Raw genomic sequence first — 22,398 nt, forward strand, 5'->3', positions numbered from 1 at the left:
TTGAATTTAGATTTTCTTAAATAGAACGCAAGCATTATGCCCGCCAAATCCAAAAGTATTGCTCATGGCTACTTTTACATCTTTCTTCACAGCAGTGTTAAACGTAAAGTTTAGTCTGCTGTCAATATTTTCATCATCAGTGAAATGGTTGATGGTAGGAGGAACAGTACCATGAATAATAGTTCCCAATGCAGCGATAGCTTCAATAACACCAGCAGCACCTAAAAGGTGACCCGTCATTGATTTTGTAGAATTAATCTGAATGTCAAAAGCATGCTCGCCTAATAACTTTGAAATTGCATTGGATTCTGCGATGTCTCCTAATGGAGTAGATGTACCATGCATATTGATGTGATCTACTTCATCAGCAGTTAAACCTGCATCTTCCAGACAACTTTTCATTACCAGATAAGCACCAAGACCTTCAGGATGCGGAGCAGTCATATGATGTGCATCAGCACTTAGACCTCCTCCTAGTAATTCTGCATAAATTGTTGCACCACGTTTTACCGCGTGCTCATATTCTTCAAGAATAATAGATCCTGCCCCTTCACCTAGTACAAATCCATCTCTGTCTTTGTCAAAAGGTCTTGAAGCTGTTTTTGGATCATCATTTCTTGTAGAAAGTGCCATCATTGCATTAAATCCACCGACACCACTTGCTGTAACGGCTGCTTCAGAGCCTCCGCATACAATTACATCTGCTTTTCCTAGTTGGATCAGCATTTTGGAATCGATAATAGCATTTGCTGAAGAAGCACATGCAGATACAGTAGTATAATTGGGCCCATGGAAACCATATTCAATAGAAATATGTCCAGGAGTGATGTCCGCAATCATCTTAGGAATAAAAAACGGGTTGAATCTCGGAATTTCCGTATTAGCCCATCCTAAAACTTCTGTTTCAAAAGTCTCTAAACCTCCGATTCCGGAACCCCAGATTACACCGACTCTGTTTTTATCCACATTGTCTTCCATAATTCTGGAATGTGCTACTGCTTCTCTAGCGGCAACAAGTCCCAATTGAGTATTTCGGTCCATTTTTTTAGCTTCTTTCTTATCGAAATGCTGTAATGGATCGAAATTTTTTACCTCGCAAGCGAACTTTGTTTTAAAGTTTGTGGCATCAAAAAGAGTAATCGGAGCGGCTCCGCTCTCACCTTTCACAAGATTTTCCCAGTATTCTTTTGCATTATTTCCAATTGGTGTTATTGCTCCAAATCCGGTTACAACTACTCTTTTTAATTCCATAAACTTTGTTTAATTTCTTTTTGTTGAAGAATATTATTTATTTACTACTTCTTCGATGTAAGCGATAGCGTGTCCTACAGTAGTAATTTTTTCAGCTTGATCATCAGGGATTTGAATGTTAAATTCTTTTTCAAATTCCATGATTAGTTCAACTGTATCTAGTGAATCAGCTCCTAAATCGTTAGTGAAGCTAGCTTCAGGAGTTACTTCTGTTTCTTCAACGTCAAGCTTATCAGCGATGATAGCTTTTACTCTTGATGCAATGTCTGACATAGTAAATTATTTTTTTTAATTGTTAGATGGTGCAAATATATAAAATTCTTTACGATAAAACATTTTTTTAGTCTTTTTTGTGGACACGTAGCTGTCATTTTAGATTGGGTAGCTTTAGTGTTTTAATTTTCAGCTATTTATATTTCATTGTATTATAGATGATTAATTTTTATTTTCTGTTTAGCTGACTTATTTAGGGTGTAAAATATTTTAAAAACGTCGATTTTGATCCTATTTAACATAAAAAAGAATCAAAAGAGCGTGTTTTTTGATGTTGAGAAATTAAAATATCAGTTTTTTGAAAGAGTGTTTTTCAATGGTTGTATTCAAAAATTATAAATACTGATTTTGACAGATGTGTAAAAGTTCTTTACTTATATATAATAGAGTAGAAGGGGGAGGATAGGTAGGGAGTAAAATAAAAAAAAACACTGAAAATATCAGTGTTTTTGTGGAGTTGGAGGGAGTACGAATAATTCAATTTTACAAATCTTATAAAGCACCTGTTTTAAATGTAATTACCTTTGTTTACAATGGTTTAAGTATGATTTTAGAACTGGTTTATTTTGATTTAAGTTGAGGTGAATTTAATTAAATTGAAATTTACCGTACAAAAACCGTACAGTATTTTATATATTTGTACGGTAAAACAAAAAGACTTGGCTACAATAAACTTTCTTTACCGCTCTGCCAAAGAGCAAGCACCCCTCAACATAAGGTTATTATTTAGGTGTGATGGAGTAGATTATGTGTACGGGGCAAAAACCCTGCTAAAAGTAGATAAAGAGTACTGGGAAAAATATCACGACCAAAAGCGCCCTAAAACCATTGAAATAGCAAACAGGCAAAGGGAGGTAAACACAGAGATAAACGATATTCAGAACTTCGTTTTAAATGCGTTTGAAAAAGCCTTGCCGACTGAGATTGATAAAGTTTGGCTACAAACAAAAATAGATAGCTATTATAACAGAGAACCTGATAGGGTTCGAATCCCGCAAGGACTAATACAGTTTGTTGATTATTATATACAAGAGAAAGGGAATGATATTACTCCCTCTACAGTTAAAAAGCTAAATGTAGTCAAGCATAAATTAGAGCGTTACGAAAAAGAAAAAAAAGTAACCTTACTTATTTCGGAGATTAACGAACAATTCAAAAATAATTTTATAGCGTACTGTACAAAGGAAAATTACGCTATTGGTACTGTGCAAAGAGATTTAGTATTTATTAAAACTTTTTGCAATTATGCCTACGAAAAAGGATTAGAGGTAGATAGAAACCTCAGCAAATTGCGAATAAAAGTAAAAAAAGAAATTAAGCACCCTTATTTATCACTTTCCGAACTTGAACAAATAGAGAAAGCGGAGCTAAGCGATAGCCTTTCAAATGTTAGGGACTGGCTAATTATTTCGTGCTATACAGGGCAGAGAATATCTGATTTTATGAATTTTAATACAGGTATGATACGTGTAGAAAATGGTAAATCCCTGCTTGAATTTAGACAAAAGAAAACCAATAAATTAATGACTATCCCAGTGCTTCCTAAAGTAATGCAGATATTAGAAAAAAGAGGTGGGGAGTTTCCCAACAAAATATCCGACCAAAAATATAATGATTATTTAAAAGAGGTTTGTAAAAAAGCGAAAATAAATCAAGAAATTGAGGGTAGCAAAAAAATGGAAGTAGAGTTAAACAGCGGGAAATATAGGAAAGATGAAGGAATATATGAAAAATGGGAGCTTGTATCCTCGCATATAGGACGGCGTTCTTTTGCCACCAACTTCTATGGTAAAATACCTACAAGCCATTTAATTTTTATGACGGGACACACTACCGAAAGAATGTTTTTAGAATATATAGGGAAAAGTACAAAAGATACTGCGCTTGAACTGTTTAATTATTTTTAGGCTTTATGATTACACACATTATAGACGAAGATGGTAACAAAATACCGATTGAAGATTTTTTACAAAAGCGTCCTGAATTTATTAACATCGATGAAAATTTTCATTTAAGAAAAGCTTATGTAGAGCGATTTAAAAGGCTGGCAGGCAGGAAGCCTGATTACGATTCAAAGGATATATTTAATGAGGATTTTAAGCACTGTATTGACGCATTTTACAGTGAGGAGTTTAAAAAAATTCAGACTAAAGAGTATGACTTGGTTATATTCTTAGATATGTATCAGTTACTATTAAATGCACTGAAAACACGCAAAGCGGATAACCTTATCAATAAAATTCAATACAAATATTTTAAAAGTCGTATTGAAGAGCTTATAGGAGTAATTCAGTTAGAACAAAAGTATTCTACCAAAAAAATAAATGAAAGTACTCAAAGCGTTAGTGATTTTATGGATAGAGTTTGGTTTAAGGCGGGAATACATATTGCAAACGGGGATTTATACAGAATGAGAAAGGAAAAGCAACTTAATGGGCGGTTAAAATCTTTTGATTTTATAGCTGGTGAATTGGGAAATAAAAGTTATGCTCCGTATTTTAGTTCTTCTTTTGATAATAGTACTCCTGATAGAAATAAAAATATTTATTTCGACCCCGATCATACACAAATAATTTATGAATATTGTATTGAAAATAATATTGAGCTTTGCGATGAGTTTCTCGATAAATACAATACTATTCAACATGAATCAAAAACAATACAAAAGTAATACGTATCAATAATTTGTATGGTTTGCAATGCATCTAATTTTGCTCTCAAAGCAAACAGATATGGACAAAGCAATCATTTTACAAAGCATTGACAAAGACGCTCTTTCGGAGCTTATTAGCGAAACTGTACGTATTCAGTTGGAAGAGGTTTTAAAATCCTACTCTCCTAAAGACTCCGAAGAGCTGTTAACTCGTGCTGAGGTATGTGAACTACTCAAAATTGATGCCTCTACATTATGGCACTGGACAAATAAAGGCAAAGTAAAAGCCTATGGTATAGCCAATCGTCGTTATTACAAAAAGAGTGAGCTATTAGAAAGTCTAATCCTAAAAAAATAGCTATGTGCTACGACTGGCTTAAAATAGAGGTATTAAGACCTTTTTCGGATATTCTTATAGAAAAATTAGACTGGGAAATACTTACGGGCAAAAAAACAGGAGATATAACAGGAAAGAACTACAAAGCCTACTTAAAAATATTCGATATAAAAGGATGTTGTTTTGAGCTTACTCAATTTGAAACAGGCAGGGTGTGGATAAGTGGTAGTATCCATAAGTACTGGAACGGAAACAATTACAGTTCTATTACACTTACTGAGATAGAAGAGGCGTTTACTCATTTGTTAGATAAATTCGGTATTAAACTTAGAGATTGTTTGATATTAAAACTGGAGTTCGGAATAAATGTACCAATTGATTTTGACCCGTTCGATTTTATTAACCGATTGATTGCCTATGGACACACATCTTTTGACCGTATGGGAAAGATTGGGCGTAAATTTACCCTTACAGAGTATGAGGATAAGTTTTATAGCAAGAGTTTTCAATGCCGTCTATCTACCCATGTTCTAAGAATTGAAAGAAAGGTTAAGGATAGTGGTTATTTGCGTGCAAAGGGTATTTATACACTGGCAGACCTATTCAAAAAATTAAATGTACAAAAACTTGCAAATGAACTATTAAAAATATTCAACCTTTTTATTTTCGATGATTGGAGTATAAACGAAAACGAATTAACGACCAAACAACAGGTAGAACTGGCAAAGTATCGAAATAGTGAATATTGGTGCAGGAAAAATAAAAAGCAAAAAAACACCTTGTATAGGGGGTTGGATGCGGAGGAACGCAGGAGCGCAAAAGATAAATTTCGTACTATCATTAAAAAATATGGTGACGAAAATTATTTATCGATTGTCAAAGAAAATGTTATATGGACTTTAGAGCTCTTGCAAAAAGAATATTTTACAAAATCCCATGTTTCCGAAGTTCAAATGTGAGTTCGGAAACATGGGGATTTTTTTATACATAAATAAACCCGAGCAGTAAAACTCAAGTAGTATTGTGCTATTCAAAGATTCGTAAGCCTACACTTATAATATTGCAAGTATAGATGTTATGAGAAACAAAAAAGGCAAATTGAATGATTTTGTGAAGTAGCCTATTTCTTCCTATTCATGGTGCTTTGCTTACAAAAAGAAGCGTAAATATATGTCACGTTATGGTACGCCAATGGGAGAGGAAAAGTAAACACAACATGAGTCAGGTGTAAAGCTTCCTTTTAAGAAACGAAAAAGCTTTGTTCATAGCCTTTTTCATCTCTTTTTCGCTTTACTATGTTTTCAGCTAAAGAGGCTTTCTAATTTTAATAAAAAGTGTTTTTCACCGTTTTTCTTTCTCTCATGTCAAATAAAGCAATGTTTTCCGCAGGAAAAATTATTTTTAGAATATCATATAAATATACTTTTCATGATTAGATACTTTTCAAAAGAATAAAGTAAATGAACACTTTAAACTGTCTGTTTAAAGATGTTTGACTTTAGAAAGTAGAAAGAACTGAAAAGCAAAAAAGCGGTCTTTTTATTAAAATCTATTTCGGGTGATAAAAAACTGCTGTAATGCCACTATCAATAGATGTTACAGCGAATAACTCGAATCAGTTGCCATGTAAAAAACGACTATAGTAGCAATGCCAAAACAAAACTCTCAATTTTTCGTTTTTATATTCATTTTGCAGGAAAGAAAAAAACACTACTTTTGACATTCAAATTTTTACGATAAACAAGCGTAAGCTATCGTGTCGGTTACAGAAAACTCGGAATCTTCTAAAAGACCAAACTCGATAGACTTACGCCCGTGCCTTATAGTGGGCGTGGGCGAAGTCTTTCTGGTCTTTAGGCATCCGAGTGCCTCTGTAACGGATTGGCTTTTGTCTCACGCCTTTTGCATTATAATTACTCTACTTCGAGACATGGTAGAACACCTTTTGAGAATGAAAAAAAGTGTTTTTACTAAATTTTTGTTTTTTCCTGCGGATTCCCGTAAGGAAACCTCATCCATTATTAAGTATTTGCATTCTTATTTGCTTCAAAAGAGGCTCAAAAATCCTTTTACTCTAATACAGTGTATAAAGCCTTACCTCTGAATCTTAAAACCTATTAAAATCAAATAAATGAAATCAAAATTTTACATCGCAGGACTGGTTCTTATTGTCTTTACCTCAACGAATGCGCAAAAGCTCTCTGAAATTGACACTTTGACCTATACAAAAATGCTTGATAAGCAGGAAGCAAAGAGTTTTAAAATGGGAATGGATATTAAACATTATTTAGCCTCAGATAAGAATGTTTACAAGGTTGGAGATACATTAGTGCTTGGTAATCCTACGGGAGAATCAAAATCCGCATTCAGCAAAAAAAGAAATTTCGAATACCTTTTTTACGGAAAGCCTGCGGGTGTATTGCTTAAAGGGATGAGGTATGTCGAGGAAGAATACAAAGATTACAAAGTAACAGTTGAAAAGATTCAGTTTAATAAAGGTTCTTTAGGTCTGGAAAATTATGTTTTCTTCTATGTAAAGCCTTTACCTTCTACTAACTTTAATCTGCTTGACCAGTATATTACCTTGACAATGGTTGATAATGCTATTATGAAAGGAGAAATTAAGCCGTTGAGAAGCACCCGACCATTAACGCGAGAGGAAGCGATAGAACTTCTTAAAAAGAAAAAGGAGGAGTTAGACCTCGATATTATTACTAAAGAAGAATTTGAAGCGTTTAAGGAGAAAATTAGCCCTATTATCAAAACGGGTAAATAGCAACCTCAGAAAAAAAAGAAAAAAAACAGACATCAAAAGTTAATGCGACGTTTTTTGTCGCATTCTGTTTTTAGATTTGTCAAAAATATAGGTGTAAATTCAAAATACCGTGAAAATACCTATAATATGTTAAAGACATTTTAATTATAATTGTCACTATAAAACACCAATGCAATGCGAAAAATTTATTTTACCGCTATCTCATTATGTATCTATCAGTTAGGATTTACGCAAATTCCTAACTTACCTACTATCTCCAGACCACAAGCAAGTGGGTTAGGCAATTACTCCAGTAATGATTTTGGAAGTTCTGTAAGTGGTAGAAGCTCCCCAAGAAACTATACTCCCAATATTCCGAATCGTTCAAACTCCGCACAGCAACAAAATGATTATGCACTACAACAGTCAAGGTCACAGAATAATGCTGTCATGCAGAATATAGATAGGGATATGGCAGAAGTTCAGGAAATGCAATTCCGTGAGTGGGTAAACAACGGTAGAAATATGCCGTATGATTTACCGTCATTATCAGCAAAAGCAGGAACACAATCTTATTATGATGCTTTTAGTACACTTTCAGGAATGGATTCCGAAAATTACTCGTTAGCTGATGTCAATTTTACAGTAGAAAATGCTTATTACGACAATAAACGAGATTTAAAAGGCTTCAAATCGGGAATCCAAAAAACAGCCAAACAATTATTGCAGAAAATGAAGGAACGAAAGCAGGACACGGAAAGCAATGTTTCTAAAAACCTGATGTTGTTTGAATATTTTTCTAAGGATATGAAATTAGGAGGAACAACCCATAAAGCCTTTGAATATGATTTTAAGGATTATATGGGCGAAAAAGATTACTCAAAGATGTTCGTTTCTAAATTGCTAAAGACGGGTTCAGGACAATGCCACTCAATGCCTTTATTATACCTGATTATTGCAGAAGCTATGGGAGCAGAAGCGCACTTGTCATTAGCTCCGAATCATTCTTACGTTCGTTTTATGGATGATGAAGGACAGTACAGAAATATTGAACTTACCAACGGTATGTTTTCAACGGATACCTCTTTGTTAGAATCTGGTTACATCAAGTCCGAAGCCTTGCAGAATAAAGCATACATGGAAAACCTTTCCAAAAATGAATTATTAGGAATGGCTTATTTCGATTTGGCGAGAGGATATGTTAAAAAATTTGGATATGACGAGTTTGTAGGCAAGGTAGTAGAAAAGGCGTTAGAACTTTATCCGAACGGACTTGCTCCGAACATGGAAAAGGCAAATGTAAGTCAGGCAAGATTTGCCCGTGTAATGAAAAACTTAGGAATCAATCCCGAAAACAGACAAGATTTACAGAGGATTGGATATTTCCCAAAGGCGATTGAACAACTAAATAATGTTAATCAGCAATTTAACAAGATTGATGAACTTGGTTATACGGAAATGCCTGCATCAGCTTATGAATCGTGGTTGACAAGTCTGAAAACGGAGAAGAATAAACAGGAAAGCGAAGCACTCGCACAAAAAATATATCTGTACCAACGTCAAAAACAAATAGATAAACAACAGCAGGAAGCAGTAAGAAAAGCACAGGAACAGAAGAAAAAAGAATCAGAGAAATCAAAGGGAAAAGCCCAATATTTCCCAATAGACCCAACAAAATTATGATGAAAAAACTATTACACATTAAACTCTTTACAATACTTTTTATCAGCAGTATTACAAGCATAAAAGCACAAAATAATCAGTTTTACAATGATTCCTACCAGACTATTGATAATATGCTTAATGATACACAGCTGTACAGCTTCAAAGAAGCCGTTTTTAGCGTGGAAAATGCCTATTATCAAGGGAAGTTAGATATTAACAAATTAAACGGAGAAATCGGCTTTTTAAAGAACTTCGCAAACTCTATTTTGAAGAGCCGAGATTTAACATACAAAGAATCCGATAAAGACAAGGTAAGCAAGTATGCAACAGTATATTCCATTATGTGCCAAACCTTACCTGTTGCCTACAAAGATACTGTGATACAGTACAAACCATTTACTTATGATTTTACAGATGTGTTCGGACATAATGATATTAGCAACCTGTTTGTATCAAAGTTATTGGTAACGAAAAAAGGAAACTGCAATTCAATGCCGTATCTATACAAGATTTTGGCAGAGGAAATCGGAGCAGATGCCAATTTAGCGTTAGCACCGAACCATGTTTATATCAAGCATAACATTAAAGCAGGTGGTTGGTTCAATACGGAGCTTACAAGCGGTATTTTTCCTATTGATGCGTGGTTGACAGCTTCGGGGTATATTCATTTGGATGCCATTAAAAATGGTGTATTTATGAAAGCCCTGAACAACAAGGAAAGTTTAGCATTATGCTTATTTGATTTAGCACAGGCTTACAATAGAAGTTTTCCCAGTAATGACGGAGAATTTGTTTTAAAAACGCTTGTCAGAGCATTAGAAGTCTATCCAAATTTTGCTAAAGCACTGATATTACAAGCAGAAACCCACAAAGAGCAGTTTACTAAATTGATGGATAGACACAACCTGAAAACAGATAATGCCGAAAATTTAAAACTCGTACAACAGCAAGACCCAAAAGCGAAAGAACTGTTTGAATTGATGAATAAGGAGTACGGACATATTTACGAAATAGGCTACCGACAAATGCCCGAAGAAATGTATTTAGATTGGTTGGTGTCACTAAAAACTGAAAGAGAAAAATTTGAGAACAAAAAATTATTAAACAACTTTACAAAATAACCAAATGAAAAAAATATTATTAATTGTCTTTGCCATATTAGCAGGATTTTTACAGGCACAGACAAAGAAACACACCTCCACCAGACAAAAAACGGAAAAGAAATGGGTAAACCCTGTTAAACTGACAAAAGAAGAGCGAAACCGTCCTTATATGGATGAGGTTTTGAAAACCCGAGATTCATTAACACCACAGGAAGCAGAAAGACGTAGAAAAAATATTGCTGTCGGAAATCCTTTTGCGAAGTATGGAGTTTATCCGAAAATTGCAACACTCAGCAAAGGAAAGTATCTGGAATTTCACGATATGGATAGTATTGTAAGCATTGGTTCAGTGCGATTCAACAGGAAAACAAAATCTATCATAGAATTTAGAGAGATTGATTTGAGCGACCCCGATACACAACCGTATTTAGATACAGCGGGACGTTGGATAAGCCCTGACCCATTGAGTGAAGAGTTTCCGAGTTGGTCACCATATAATTATGCGTTTAATAATCCGATGAGATTTACAGACCCGACAGGATTAGCACCAGAAGATGCAACACAATGTTGTTGGTGGTTTAGATTAATGCCATTATTTGAAGAAACATCTATCAAGCCAACTGTTATTGAAACTCTTACAAAAACAGGTGAGGCAGGAACTAAAGCAGGAGAGTCATCAGCTCAACAAGAACACTTTAATTTTGGTAGATATGTCGAAAAAAAGCAACTCGAAGAAATGGGTCTTGAAAAAAATAATAGAACATTTGAATTTAAAGACCCAAAAACTGGAAAAACAGAGAGAACCATACCTGATGCTATTACCGATGAAGGAGGAACTGTAGAGATAAAGCACGTACAAAAACAATCTCTTACTAAACAATTAAGAGGACAGCAGGAAATTTCAAAAGCGAATGGACAGGAAGCGTTATTAAAAATAAATGAAACGGCTAAACTATCCAAGCCATTAGAAAAGTCAGGAATTAATATTCAAAGATATACACCTCCTGCAAAACCTAAAATAGATAATATTAAAGTTACTCCTGCTCCTGCTCCAAAACTTATACCTGTGCCCAAGCCCAAGAACCCTTGTGCTGGTATTCCTAATTGTGCATAGTTTAAAATTTATTATATTTAAAAATGAATAATGTTGAAAAATTGCTTGAAGCAATTAAAGAACAAGCAGAAAAATTCTTACTTGAAAATGGCGAATTTGCTCCGTATGCTACTCATATTAGAGCGAACGGAAAACTTACATATATTGGTGCTTACTCGGAATCAACCGACTCACAAGAATTATATGATATTTTATTAGCTGGAGCTTATGACGACTTAAAAGATGAGGACGTTCGAATCTATGGTATTGCTATGGACGGGAAGTATCATGGAAAAGATGTGTTAGTTGTTGAATTTATTCTATCACCAGAAAATAAATATCAACAAATCTATCCCTACACCATAGAAAATAAAAAGGTGAAATTTGGCGAACAGCTTTAATGAATTTATTAATTTCTAAAAATAATGACTAATAATCCATATTTGACTTTTAAAAACGATGAATTGACAAAATCGAAAATTTTAGCTAAAGAGCTAAATATTTCTGAAAATGATTTCATCAACATTCAAAATTGGTTTGATTTGTTACTTTTGAAGCATGAAGAATCGAGTAGTGATAGAGAGAAGCAATTAAAAGCAGAAAAAGATTTAGAAACCAAATTCAGCGAACTTATTTCATCAGAAATTGAAAGAAAAAGCTATAAATATGTATTAACCAAGTTATTGAATTATAATAACGAATTTAATGGCTCATTTTTAAGGTCACTATATGTTGCAAGATTAGGGACTTTACTTAGAGAGAACTTAATACCCAAACTTGTAAATGATAACATGATTATCTATTCACCAGAAGATTTTTTACATACTACCGCTTATCTTAGAGATAATTATTTTGTTTCTCCAAATAGTAATTTTTTGGAAGACATATTTAAGATAGAACAGGTACGGGGTATTCTTAAACACGCTACGATTAAAGTAAAGTATGAAACTTTGAAGAATATATTGCACATTATATATCAAAAGACTTATCACCATGATATAATCTGCTTTAAAAAGATTTTAAAATTAGTTTCAGAAAAAGATACAGAGTTAATTGAGTATTTGAAGAAATTTAAAGTAGAAAATAAACAGGGATGTTATAAGATTATTAATGACATTTTAAATTTGAAAATATCAGATAACAATTGGAATGACTTTGAGATTAAAGTTCTTCTGATTAATTTTTTCGATACAGCCAAAGGTGCTAATCCTACGACCAGTTGGAAAAAAAAATTCAAAGAGCTGTCTGTAACTATTGATAAAAACAAGTTTTTACAAATTGTGCAATCAATTTTAGAAAATGAAAACTGTAAAAACTATGAGTTCGATTATGGAGCGCAATGGGCTGATGATACAGCAAAACGATTTTTGAAGTCGGCGCAATGGATAAAAAATATTTTATAATGAATATGGATTATATTTTTTTAGATACAAGTATTTTTGTGAAAGAAAACTTTCTTGAGGGAGGTCGTATTAGGGAATTAATGAAATTATCTGAGGAGAGAAAGATAAATATTGTAATGACAAAAATTACAATTGAAGAAGTTAAGGTAAGATTTAAAAAACAAATTAAAAAGGCTCTGGAAGAGTTTGGAAAATTTAAGAATAACTATGATAATATTGTTTTGAAAAATGATATACATGGTAAAGATATTTTTCAACGCCTTTATGATAAACCTATTTCAGAAAAATTTAATAGTGATTTAGATGAATTATTATTAAGGTCAAATGTTATTATTATTGATTATTCTGAAATAAATGTAGAGCCAATTTTTGAGAAATATTTTAAAGGACAATATCCATTTAATAATGCCGATAAAAAGAATGAATTTCCTGACGCATTCTCTTTGGCACTTTTAGAAAAATGGTGTAATAAAAAGAAAATTAAATGTACTTGTTTTTCTACTGATAAAGACTTCTTAGGATATATAAGTCCTGTTTTATTCATAACTAAAGATTACGAAAATTATTTAAATAATAAACTGAAAGAAATACTGGAAGAAGAAAGGGTTGAGGTTTTAGATGAAATTTTCGAAACTAATTCGGATAGAATTGATGAAGAAATTATCAAATGGTATACTCAGAGTTTGGATGATGAAACTCTTTATTATCATTTTATATATTACGAGATACATAATTTGAAAGTTACCGATATTACAATTTTAGAAAAGTCTTACCAAATAATTTCGATTGAAGAAGAATGTATAGAGATAGAAATAGATGTAGAGTTATCATATTATGTTGAATTGACTATTGATGATGAAGAAAATTCATATTATGATGATGAGGAAAAAATTATGCATTTTTATGGAGTGCGTATTGAGCCTATTGAAAGGACTACTACGGCAACAGTTACTGCATTAGCATATATAACTGATAAAAACGATTATGATAAGTTTTTAGAAATTACAGAGATTAATAAGGATGTTTCTTTGAAAATAAGCCCACATGATTATGAGTATTAAAAGTAATGATAGACATAAAATAAGAAGAGTTTTTTATCACGAATTAGGACATTATGTGTCTGCATTTTTAAATAAAAAATACTTTACTGGTTATGGCTCAGAATATATTAAAATACATAGGTGCGAAAATAAACAAGATGAATTTTGCGGAAAGACCGAACCTATAAAACCTAAAGATTACAAAAAGAATATATTATTCTATGAGACGTTATCTGAAAATCTTGTAAGCTATATATATGGGTGTCTTTTTCAATCATATTTTTCACAATCCCAAACATTAGAGTATTGTTTTAAATATTTTGGTAAGAATGATGAAGATGCATTTTATAACAACATTGCAATACATCGGTTAGGGCAAGAAAAAGCGTTTAGGTTGGAGCAATTAAACAATGAGCATTATAAGAAAATAGCTGATAATGAACTTTTAAAGGAGTTAGAAAGCATTGATATTTTAAGTATTCTTATTGAAAATGATATTAAAGACGAATATTTTGTAGATTTAAAAACCTTACACGAAATTATTGAAGGGTTTTTAGAATCATATAAAGATGTTTATTGCGAGTTTATTGAGAATTACAAAGATGTAATTAATGAGTAATAATTGTAAAAAAATATCTACCGTACAATAATCGTACAAATCAAGATAAAATAAAAGCCTTAAATAACTGATAATTAGTTAATTAAGGCTTTGTTTTTGTGGAGTTGGAGGGATTCGAACCCTCGTCCAAACAAGCAATACATAAGCTTTCTACATGCTTATTCTACTATTGGTTTTCGACTGAAAGCAGAGAGTAGACACCCAACTTCCAACTTATCTTCTAAGGTTTTCGAATTTCAGCCGAAGCTTCTGAAATCTTATTTCCGCATTCCTATATCCCAGAATCAAACGCCGCAGAACAGAGCATTTGTGGAATATCTTGCTTCCCTACTGAAATCTTCGGGAAAACGCTTGATCTACTATACTTCGATATTAAGCTGCAAGAGCGAACTCTTCGTTGCCAGTTAAAATTTTGTAGCAAGGGATTATAGAGATCGCGCTACGGTTCTCTGCATGCTTACTTACCCATTGGTCTTGCTGTCGAAACCAGTCAACCCCATGAATTAAGTGACTGCAAAGATAGAATATTTTGTTTAAATACCGTTAATACTAGTCATTGCTTTTTTAAATTATAATGAGAGGTATATTTATTGTGGTCTGCTCAATCATAACAAGGTGTCAACATAATGCCTTGTATTTGAGCATGAGGAAAGTAAAATACTTTAAGATTCAAGGGTTTTATGGAAAGTTTTAACGATTTTCAGTATAATTTGTTGTCAATAGGATGTTTTATTTGCCAAATAATAGAATGAGGTATATTAGACTTTAATCTATAGATTCTGTTTTCTGTTGATTTTGTATTGATGTTTTATTGGTTCCTTAAACCCTTTGTAGTAGAGCAATGTTGTAATTTTTTTAAAGAAAAGGGTAATGATATTTTGTACTTTAAGAAAAAAGGTCTAGTTTTGCAATCCAAAATGAGATGTAAAATATGTTAATAATTCCAGTAAAAGATGGTGAATCCATCGACAGAGCTTTAAAAAAATACAAGAGAAAATTTGATAAAACAGGTACAGTTCGTCAATTAAGATCTAGACAAGCGTTTATCAAGCCTTCTGTAACTTTGAGACAATCTAAGTTAAAAGCTGCTTACAAACAAAGAGCACTTAGCAAGGAAGAGCAGGCTTAAGATTTTTTCTTAACCATATACTAATTCACTTCTTAAATTCTTATATTTGAGAAGTGAATTTTTGTTTTTATACCATGATGCTGGATAAGTTCTTAGAATATCTACAATTCGAAAAGAGGTACTCACCTCACACCATTACAAGCTATAAAAAAGACCTTGATGACTTTTTTCATTTCTATCTCCGAACAGAGTCATCTGAAGATATAAGTAAAGCCGACAAGAAAATTATCAGAAATTTTATTGTGGAGCTCAGCGAAAACAATATTTCCAAGAGAAGTATCAACAGAAAACTGTCCTCACTCCGAAGTTTTTATCTTTTCCTTTTAAAGATAGGTGAAATTAAGGTTTCTCCTACAGAAGGTATCTCTTCCCTGAAATTTTATGCAGAGAAGCAAATTCCTATGTCTAAAGAGGAAATGGCCGATCTGAATGACCGGGTATTCGAACAGGTGCGGGATTTGCTGGAAAAATGTATCATGGAAGTTCTTTATCAAACCGGTATGAGGAAAGCTGAACTTTGTGGCCTGATATTTGAGCATGTTGATCTAAATGAATATGAATTAAAAGTCGTCGGTAAAGGGAATAAAGAAAGGGTAATTCCTATTTCCGGGGATTTGTCCGGGCTTCTTAAAAGTTATCAGGAAATAAGAAAACCCCAGGCAGAATATGAATCATATTTTTTTGTAAATAAGAAAGGGAAAAAACTCAGCGAAAAATTTGTTTATGTGGTAGTTAATAAGTACCTTAGTCTTATAACAACGAAAGAAAAAAAAAGTCCTCACATCCTTCGTCATAGCTTTGCTACTCACGTTTTGGATAATGGGGCGGAGATCTCCAAAGTGAAAAAAATATTAGGGCATTCAAGTCTTGCAAGTACTCAAGTCTATACGAATGCTAATATTGAACAATTGAAAAAAGTGTTTAATCAGGCTCACCCTCGAGCGTCAAAAAAAGAAGAATTATGAAGATTTCAGTACAATCAATTGGTTTAACACCACACGAACCATTAGAATCACACATTGACAAAAAAGTAAGCAAATTAGATACATTCTATGACAAGATTCAGGAGTGTAAAGTATTTCTAAAAGTAGAAAACAATGCTGATAAAGCAAATAAAACTGCTGAACTTATTTTAGCCGTTCCGGGAGATGATATCGTGGTAAAGAAGACTTCTGCAAGTTTTGAAGAAAGTTTGGACCTTTGTGTTGATACAGCTAAAAAGCTACTAATCAAGAAAAAAGAAATGGCTTAGAAAAAAAAGTTAAAAAAAGTTTATAAAATATTTGAGAATTCAAAAAATCCGTTCTATATTTGCACTCGCAAAAAAGGAACAGCGATCTTTTGAATTCTTTTTTATATTTGCCTCCATAGCTCAGTTGGCCAGAGCACGTGATTTGTAATCTCGGGGTCGTGGGTTCGAATCCCTCTGGAGGCTCATAAAATATAAAACTTTGGGGAGATTCCAGAGTGGCTAAATGGGACTGACTGTAACTCAGTTGCTTCGGCTTCGTAGGTTCGAATCCTGCTCTCCCCACTTTATATTTTTATAAAAAAAACTTGCAAGATTAAATTAAATTTCTTAGTTTTGCACAGCGTTTACCAATGGTTTTGGAAACAAAATTGCGGAAGTAGCTCAGTTGGTAGAGCGTCAGCCTTCCAAGCTGAATGTCGCGGGTTCGACCCCCGTCTTCCGCTCAATAAAATCACACTTTAAAAGTGATTTTTTTTAACACTGAAACGTGTAGAGTAGAGTTTCTCTATCACTTTCAGTCAATTATTAAAATGCCTCCATAGCTCAGTTGGCCAGAGCACGTGATTTGTAATCTCGGGGTCGTGGGTTCGAATCCCTCTGGAGGCTCATTTTAATATAAAATATCTGGGGAGATTCCAGAGTGGCTAAATGGGACTGACTGTAACTCAGTTGCTTCGGCTTCGTAGGTTCGAATCCTGCTCTCCCCACATTTTATATTATAAAAAAAACTTGCAAGATTAAATTAAATTTCTTAGTTTTGCACAGCGTTTACCAATAATTTTGGAAACAAAATTGCGGAAGTAGCTCAGTTGGTAGAGCGTCAGCCTTCCAAGCTGAATGTCGCGGGTTCGACCCCCGTCTTCCGCTCAATAAAAATCACGCTATTCAGTGTGATTTTTTTAATTAATGCCGACTTAGCTCAGCGGTAGAGTGCTTCCTTGGTAAGGAAGAGGTCACGGGTTCAAGTCCCGTAGTTGGCTCTCGAAGCTCCCGAATTTCTTTCGGGAATTTTTTTTGCCCAAAATTTACAAGGTATCCCTATAGGAGAGATCAAATGCATCATTCAATTTTCAATAAAATCCTTTGTACCGCTCCTGCCTTTATCCATATTATATCTAAAAACTTTTTCCCTGAGACTAATAAAAAGAAGAATCCTAAAAATTTTCGTTAAATTCGTGTAAAATAATTTTTGATGAATATTCTTTTATTAGAAGATGATCTCATTCTTTCTGCAGAACTTTGCAGATTTTTAGAATCAAATAATTTTGTCTGTGATAAAATATATGACGGAGAAACATTTCTTCGCCAGATTAAAAGTAAGACCTATGATCTGTATTTGCTGGACATCAATGTTCCCAAAATAAACGGACTGGATGTCTGCCAGACCATTCGTTCTTTTGATAAAAATACCCCCATCATTATTATCTCTGCCTATGGAGATCTTTCCGATAAAAAGGATGCTTTTACCAGACTTGCGGATGATTATCTGGTGAAACCTTTTCAATTTGAAGAGTTGCTTTTAAGGATAAATTCTTTGCTAAGAAGAAAAATGCCGTCAGATACCTCCGATCAGGATATTTTGAGAGTGGATGACCTTATTATCAATAAAACGGAACAGAAGGTTTACCGCGGTGGAATCGAAATTACGCTTACCCTGAAAGAATTTCAGCTATTGGTTTATCTTGCAGAAGCGCAGGGTAGAACTGTATCCAAACAACAGATCACGGAACATGTCTGGGAGCATAATTTCAACACAAACACAAATACCGTAGAAGTTTATATCAATTTCTTAAGAAAGAAGATTGATAAGGATTTTAAAATAAAGTTAATCCATACCCGCTCAGGGTTCGGATATTACCTAAGCCCATTATAGATCAATGTCTTTAAAAAGAAAGATAGCCTTAACGATCAGTATCGCCTTTTCATTGCTTTTTGGAATGGTGATGGCGGTTATTTATTTATCTTTCAATGATTTTAGAAGAGATGAATTTAAGGAAAGGTTCAGGCAACGATTAGAGTTTACCACTCATTTTATCTCAAAGTCCAAGGATTTTGAAGAAGAAGCTCCTATTTTTTTCAATGAAAATTCAGATAATATCCTTTTGAATGAAAAGATTTTAATCTTTAATGAACAAAAAGAACTTATCTATAGTACTATTAAGGATCGCAATGTTACCTGGGATAGTGCCATGCTGAAAGAGCTTGATAAAAAGAAGATTATTTACACTGAAAAAACCGTTCCGGAGATTTATGCCGCACTTAGGAATATTAATGGTGAAAATTATTATATCCTTACAAGTGCCCTTGACACCAATGGAAAGTCGAAATTAAGCTATCTTAAATATCTTTTGATCACAGCTTATGTAATGAGTACACTTCTTATTGGTTTTTTCAGCTATTATTTCGTTGAAAAATTTTTAAGACCCCTGGAAGATCTGAATAAGGAAATATCAGAAGTTACGGCTCATAAACTAACCACTCAGATTCCTGTTCAGCACTCCAGTGATGAGATCAGTGTTTTGGCAAAATCATTTAATACCATGATTGGAAGGCTGGATGATGTATTTCAGTCTCAGAAAGACTTTACAGCCAGTGCATCACATGAAATCAGAACTCCTATTACAAGAATGGCCTTTCAGCTAGAAAATCTGATTAAGTTTGAAGAACATTCTCCAGAAACGCTTTCCTCCCTGCAGCAAATACAACGGGACGTTTACCAATTGTCTGACTTAACCAACTCATTATTGCTTCTCACAAAATTTGATAAAGAAAATATTCAGAGTATTTATGAAGAAGTAAGAATTGATGAAGTTATTTTCGAAGCCTTTGATGGAGTTGAAAAAAGCTATCCGGATCTCAAACTGGATTTCCTCATCACTGAAGATACCTCGGAGAATGCCTATCTGACCATAGCAGGGATTCAGTCATTATTGGTGATTGTCTTTATCAATTTATTTAAAAACGCGGCAGTATATTCCAATAATACCCAGGTAAAGGTTCTTATTACAGAGACCAATGAGAACCTTAGTGTTGACGTAATATCCCATGGCGATACTATTTCCGAAGAAGAGCAGACGAAGCTATTCGAAGCCTTTACCCGTGGAAATAATGCTCAAAATATAGCCGGATCCGGTCTGGGACTTAGAATTGTCAAAAGAATTCTGGAATATCATGATGCGGAGATCATCTATTCTTCTCCTTCCGAATACATGAATAAATTCACTATAATTTTCAAGAAATAAATTCTTTTCATTGTTGTTCTCAAAAGTCAGAGTTGTTTTTTGTTAAACAACAGATTGAACTTCAGAAAAAACTCAAAGGTTGGAGAATAAAATATTTCTTCTTATTGTACTAAACCTATTTGAAAATAGTCTGTTTAAGGCGATTTTAATATTTTTTTAAGCCTCATTTAAGTTTCTTTTAATCGTATCCAAGCAATTTTGTAATTTAAAAATAAAAATAATGAACAGAATTGCAGTGCTGTGTCTTGCCGTTTCCTCATTCATGGCGGCACAACAGCAAATGTCTCTTTTGGATTGCGAAGAAGCCTTTCAAAAGAACAACCTCCAGCTGCTCGCCGAACAATACAACATCAATATGGCAGATGCTGATATTCTACAGGCCAAAATCTGGGAACTCCCACAACTAAGCGGGCAGTTCAATGCTTACAATCCACAAGGCAAAAAGTTTTTTGATGTAGGGCATTCCAAAGGAGCAGGAATCACTCAATTAATTTATATGGGTGGTAAAAAGAAAAATGAAATTGCCTTTGCAAAATCTAATAAAGAATTAGCACAGCTTCAGTTTTCACAACTTCTTGTTGATTTAAGAGCTCAACTACGTGCCGCGTACTTCAATCTTTACTACGAAAGACTCAAACTTGAAAATACTGAAAAGCAGCTAGGGTATATGAATGAGCTACTAAGCGCTTATCGTGTACAGTCGGCAAAAGGAAATGTATCTCTTAAGGATGCTGTAAGGCTTCAGAGCCTTGTGATCCAGTTGAATCATGATAAACTTGAAATCAACAAAAATATTCTCGGGTTTGAACAAAACCTGAAAGTTCTTACAGGAGTTACAGAAGATATTGAACCATTGATGTCTGAAGCTGAAGCCAAGGAAGCTTTGGCAACCCAGCCTTTTGGTGAAGAAGAAGAGCTGAAGAGGAAAGCATTGGAAAATAATGCAGATTATCGCTACAATTTAAAATTAATTGACAATAGTAAGCTGTATGCCCAATGGCAAAAATCATTAAATGTTCCGGATCTGAATGTAGGCGCAGCTTGGGATCAAGCGGGTGGGACCTTTAATAATGAAGCTAATCTGACACTGGGAATCCCCCTTCCTTTATGGAGAGTGAACCAGGGAAATGTAGAAAAGGCCAATTATGCCATTCAGCAGAACCAAAAAAATGCAGACTTTCAAAAATTGACCCTTGAAACCAAAGTGCAGTCTGCCTATAAAACCTGGAAAGCACAGTACGATCAGTTATTGGATATTAAAACCACAGATCTAAAAAATATGGAGTTGGTATATAACGGGATGATGACCAATTTCAGAAAAGGAAATGTCAACCTTATTGAATTTACAGACTTTATGGACAGCTATCGAGAGACAGCACTTCAGATCTATGATATGAAAAACGAGATTATGCAGTCTGCAGAACAACTTAATCAACTAGTACAAACGAAAATCTTCTATTAAAACAATGAAAACTTATATTATTCCGGTATTGATGGTATTATCATTAATAGCCTGCTCAAAAAAAGAGGGAGAGAAAAAAAATCAGGCCCAAAAAGGATTTGAGCTTAGTAATACCATGCTAAGTTCCATTTCTCTGGCAAAGGTTGAAAAAAAGAACGTAGAAGACGAATATAGTTTTTACGGGAAGATTTCTGCAGATAAGAACAGTTATATCGATGTTTATCCACTAGTGGGAGGAAATGTAATGAGCGTAAATGTGGAGCTGGGAGACTACGTGAAGAAAGGGCAGGTATTGGCAACTATCAGGAGTACAGAGCTGGCAGAAATTCAAAAGGATGTAAGCGATGCAAAAACGGATATGGTGGTAGCCAAGAATAATCTTCGTGTTGCCAAAGAGATGTATGAGGGAAAACTGAATACGGAGAGAGATGTACTGGAAGCAAAAAGCCAGTTGCAGAAAGCAGAAGACCAGCTACAGAGAGCGACCGCAGTAAGTACGGTTTATAACGTTAAAACAGGAAATATATACAGTGTAGTAGCACCAATTAACGGATATATTGTTCAGAAAAGTATCAATAAGGATATGCAGCTGAGAAGTGACCGAAGTGAAAATATTTTTGATGTTGCCAATACCACCAACGTATGGGCCATTATGAACGTTAATGAATCAGATATTGATAAAATAAGTCTTGGAATGAAAGCTCAGGTTTCTACACTTTCTTATCCAGATAAGCTATTTGATGGTAAAATTGACAAAATATTTAAAATCATCGATCCGCAAACCAATGCCATGCAGGCAAGAGTGGTTCTGGATAATGCCAATGGTCTGCTGATTCCCGATAGTAAAGCAACCATAAAAGTTTCCAGCCTGGAAAGTAATACGATGCTTACTGTCCCGTCTAAGGCAGTGATCTTTGATGATAACAAAAGCTTTGTTGTGATCTTTAAATCAAGAACAGATGTGAAAGTTCGTGAGATTAAAGTATCAAAACAGGTGGGTGATGTTACTTACATAGCAGACGGTCTTAAAGAGGGAGAAGAGGTGATTACCAATAATCAACTGCTTATATATCGTTCTTTGAACAGCTAAAGACAGTAATGATTTAAAATAAATCTTTCAA

21 protein-coding genes, 7 tRNA genes and 1 other RNA gene are annotated in these 22,398 nt (G+C 33.9%); 26 read left to right on the top strand and 3 right to left on the bottom strand.

Annotation, left to right across the window (positions count from 1 at the left end; genetic code table 11):
- Positions 1-6: 6 nt before the first annotated feature.
- Entirely contained in the window at positions 7-1,251 is a 1,245-nt protein-coding gene (fabF, locus tag C7D53_RS00715; RefSeq protein WP_106914519.1) for a beta-ketoacyl-ACP synthase II, read from the bottom strand.
- A 33-nt stretch (positions 1,252-1,284) separates the two neighbouring features.
- Positions 1,285-1,524, bottom strand: coding sequence for an acyl carrier protein (locus C7D53_RS00720; RefSeq protein ID WP_002976354.1), 240 nt, complete (start codon positions 1,522-1,524; stop codon positions 1,285-1,287).
- A gap of 659 nt (positions 1,525-2,183) precedes the next feature.
- Here C7D53_RS00720 and C7D53_RS00725 point away from each other — a divergent pair.
- From C7D53_RS00725 to C7D53_RS00780, 12 genes are all read left to right on the top strand, one after another.
- Complete coding sequence (locus tag C7D53_RS00725) at positions 2,184-3,431, top strand: site-specific integrase (RefSeq protein WP_106915530.1); 1,248 nt, start codon at positions 2,184-2,186, stop codon at positions 3,429-3,431.
- 5 nt (positions 3,432-3,436) lie between these two features.
- Entirely contained in the window at positions 3,437-4,195 is a 759-nt protein-coding gene (locus C7D53_RS00730; RefSeq protein WP_106914520.1) for a polysaccharide deacetylase family protein, read from the top strand.
- Positions 4,196-4,256: 61 nt separating this feature from the next.
- Positions 4,257-4,535, top strand: coding sequence for a helix-turn-helix domain-containing protein (locus C7D53_RS00735; protein ID WP_106915531.1), 279 nt, complete (start codon positions 4,257-4,259; stop codon positions 4,533-4,535).
- A 2-nt stretch (positions 4,536-4,537) separates the two neighbouring features.
- Positions 4,538-5,473 carry a hypothetical protein gene (locus C7D53_RS00740; RefSeq protein WP_106914521.1) on the top strand — a complete coding sequence of 312 codons (936 nt, stop codon included), beginning with the start codon at positions 4,538-4,540 and terminating at the stop codon, positions 5,471-5,473.
- 1,172 nt (positions 5,474-6,645) lie between these two features.
- Positions 6,646-7,290: a hypothetical protein gene (locus tag C7D53_RS00745; protein WP_106914522.1), complete on the top strand. Its 645-nt coding sequence runs from the start codon at positions 6,646-6,648 to the stop codon at positions 7,288-7,290.
- A 174-nt stretch (positions 7,291-7,464) separates the two neighbouring features.
- Positions 7,465-8,952 (top strand): hypothetical protein, encoded by a 1,488-nt coding sequence (locus tag C7D53_RS00750; RefSeq protein ID WP_106914523.1) that lies wholly within the window; start codon positions 7,465-7,467, stop codon positions 8,950-8,952.
- Positions 8,949-10,055, top strand: coding sequence for a tetratricopeptide repeat protein (locus C7D53_RS00755; RefSeq protein WP_228422134.1), 1,107 nt, complete (start codon positions 8,949-8,951; stop codon positions 10,053-10,055). Before C7D53_RS00750 ends, C7D53_RS00755 begins: the two co-directional genes overlap by 4 nt.
- A gap of 4 nt (positions 10,056-10,059) precedes the next feature.
- Positions 10,060-11,151, top strand: coding sequence for a putative toxin (locus C7D53_RS00760; protein ID WP_106914524.1), 1,092 nt, complete (start codon positions 10,060-10,062; stop codon positions 11,149-11,151).
- A 23-nt stretch (positions 11,152-11,174) separates the two neighbouring features.
- Positions 11,175-11,531 carry a hypothetical protein gene (locus tag C7D53_RS00765; protein WP_106914525.1) on the top strand — a complete coding sequence of 119 codons (357 nt, stop codon included), beginning with the start codon at positions 11,175-11,177 and terminating at the stop codon, positions 11,529-11,531.
- Between the two features lie 24 nt (positions 11,532-11,555).
- Complete coding sequence (locus C7D53_RS00770; RefSeq protein WP_106914526.1) at positions 11,556-12,533, top strand: hypothetical protein; 978 nt, start codon at positions 11,556-11,558, stop codon at positions 12,531-12,533.
- Positions 12,512-13,594: a PIN domain-containing protein gene (locus C7D53_RS00775; protein WP_106914527.1), complete on the top strand. Its 1,083-nt coding sequence runs from the start codon at positions 12,512-12,514 to the stop codon at positions 13,592-13,594. Before C7D53_RS00770 ends, C7D53_RS00775 begins: the two co-directional genes overlap by 22 nt.
- Positions 13,584-14,192 (top strand): hypothetical protein, encoded by a 609-nt coding sequence (locus C7D53_RS00780; RefSeq protein WP_162926046.1) that lies wholly within the window; start codon positions 13,584-13,586, stop codon positions 14,190-14,192. Before C7D53_RS00775 ends, C7D53_RS00780 begins: the two co-directional genes overlap by 11 nt.
- Positions 14,193-14,288: 96 nt before the next feature.
- Here the strand turns inward: C7D53_RS00780 and ssrA are convergent.
- Positions 14,289-14,690, bottom strand: a transfer-messenger RNA (tmRNA) gene (gene ssrA, locus C7D53_RS00785).
- A gap of 433 nt (positions 14,691-15,123) precedes the next feature.
- On the opposite strand from ssrA, the gene rpsU reads away from it, so the two are divergent.
- From rpsU to C7D53_RS00855, 14 genes are all read left to right on the top strand, one after another.
- Complete coding sequence (gene rpsU / locus C7D53_RS00790) at positions 15,124-15,321, top strand: 30S ribosomal protein S21 (protein ID WP_045501128.1); 198 nt, start codon at positions 15,124-15,126, stop codon at positions 15,319-15,321.
- A 77-nt stretch (positions 15,322-15,398) separates the two neighbouring features.
- Positions 15,399-16,286 (top strand): tyrosine-type recombinase/integrase, encoded by an 888-nt coding sequence (locus tag C7D53_RS00795; protein ID WP_106914529.1) that lies wholly within the window; start codon positions 15,399-15,401, stop codon positions 16,284-16,286.
- Positions 16,283-16,573 carry an HPF/RaiA family ribosome-associated protein gene (locus C7D53_RS00800; RefSeq protein ID WP_106914530.1) on the top strand — a complete coding sequence of 97 codons (291 nt, stop codon included), beginning with the start codon at positions 16,283-16,285 and terminating at the stop codon, positions 16,571-16,573. The genes C7D53_RS00795 and C7D53_RS00800 overlap by 4 nt, the downstream gene beginning before the upstream one ends.
- Before the next feature lie 109 nt (positions 16,574-16,682).
- Positions 16,683-16,756, top strand: a tRNA-Thr gene (locus tag C7D53_RS00805).
- 18 nt (positions 16,757-16,774) lie between these two features.
- Positions 16,775-16,855 (top strand) — tRNA-Tyr (locus C7D53_RS00810).
- 88 nt (positions 16,856-16,943) lie between these two features.
- Positions 16,944-17,016: transfer RNA gene (locus tag C7D53_RS00815), tRNA-Gly, on the top strand.
- Between the two features lie 89 nt (positions 17,017-17,105).
- Positions 17,106-17,179 (top strand) — tRNA-Thr (locus tag C7D53_RS00820).
- A gap of 20 nt (positions 17,180-17,199) precedes the next feature.
- Positions 17,200-17,280, top strand: a tRNA-Tyr gene (locus C7D53_RS00825).
- Positions 17,281-17,367: 87 nt separating this feature from the next.
- Positions 17,368-17,440, top strand: a tRNA-Gly gene (locus C7D53_RS00830).
- Between the two features lie 41 nt (positions 17,441-17,481).
- Positions 17,482-17,553 (top strand) — tRNA-Thr (locus tag C7D53_RS00835).
- Positions 17,554-17,765: 212 nt separating this feature from the next.
- Entirely contained in the window at positions 17,766-18,446 is a 681-nt protein-coding gene (locus tag C7D53_RS00840; protein ID WP_106914531.1) for a response regulator transcription factor, read from the top strand.
- Between the two features lie 4 nt (positions 18,447-18,450).
- Complete coding sequence (locus C7D53_RS00845) at positions 18,451-19,815, top strand: ATP-binding protein (protein ID WP_106914532.1); 1,365 nt, start codon at positions 18,451-18,453, stop codon at positions 19,813-19,815.
- 220 nt (positions 19,816-20,035) lie between these two features.
- Positions 20,036-21,277, top strand: coding sequence for a TolC family protein (locus C7D53_RS00850; protein ID WP_106914533.1), 1,242 nt, complete (start codon positions 20,036-20,038; stop codon positions 21,275-21,277).
- A gap of 4 nt (positions 21,278-21,281) precedes the next feature.
- Positions 21,282-22,367, top strand: coding sequence for an efflux RND transporter periplasmic adaptor subunit (locus tag C7D53_RS00855; protein WP_106914534.1), 1,086 nt, complete (start codon positions 21,282-21,284; stop codon positions 22,365-22,367).
- Positions 22,368-22,398: the final 31 nt, after the last annotated feature.

Origin of the sequence: Chryseobacterium aurantiacum (assembly GCF_003020585.1) — a bacterium.
Classification (GTDB): domain Bacteria; phylum Bacteroidota; class Bacteroidia; order Flavobacteriales; family Weeksellaceae; genus Chryseobacterium; species Chryseobacterium aurantiacum.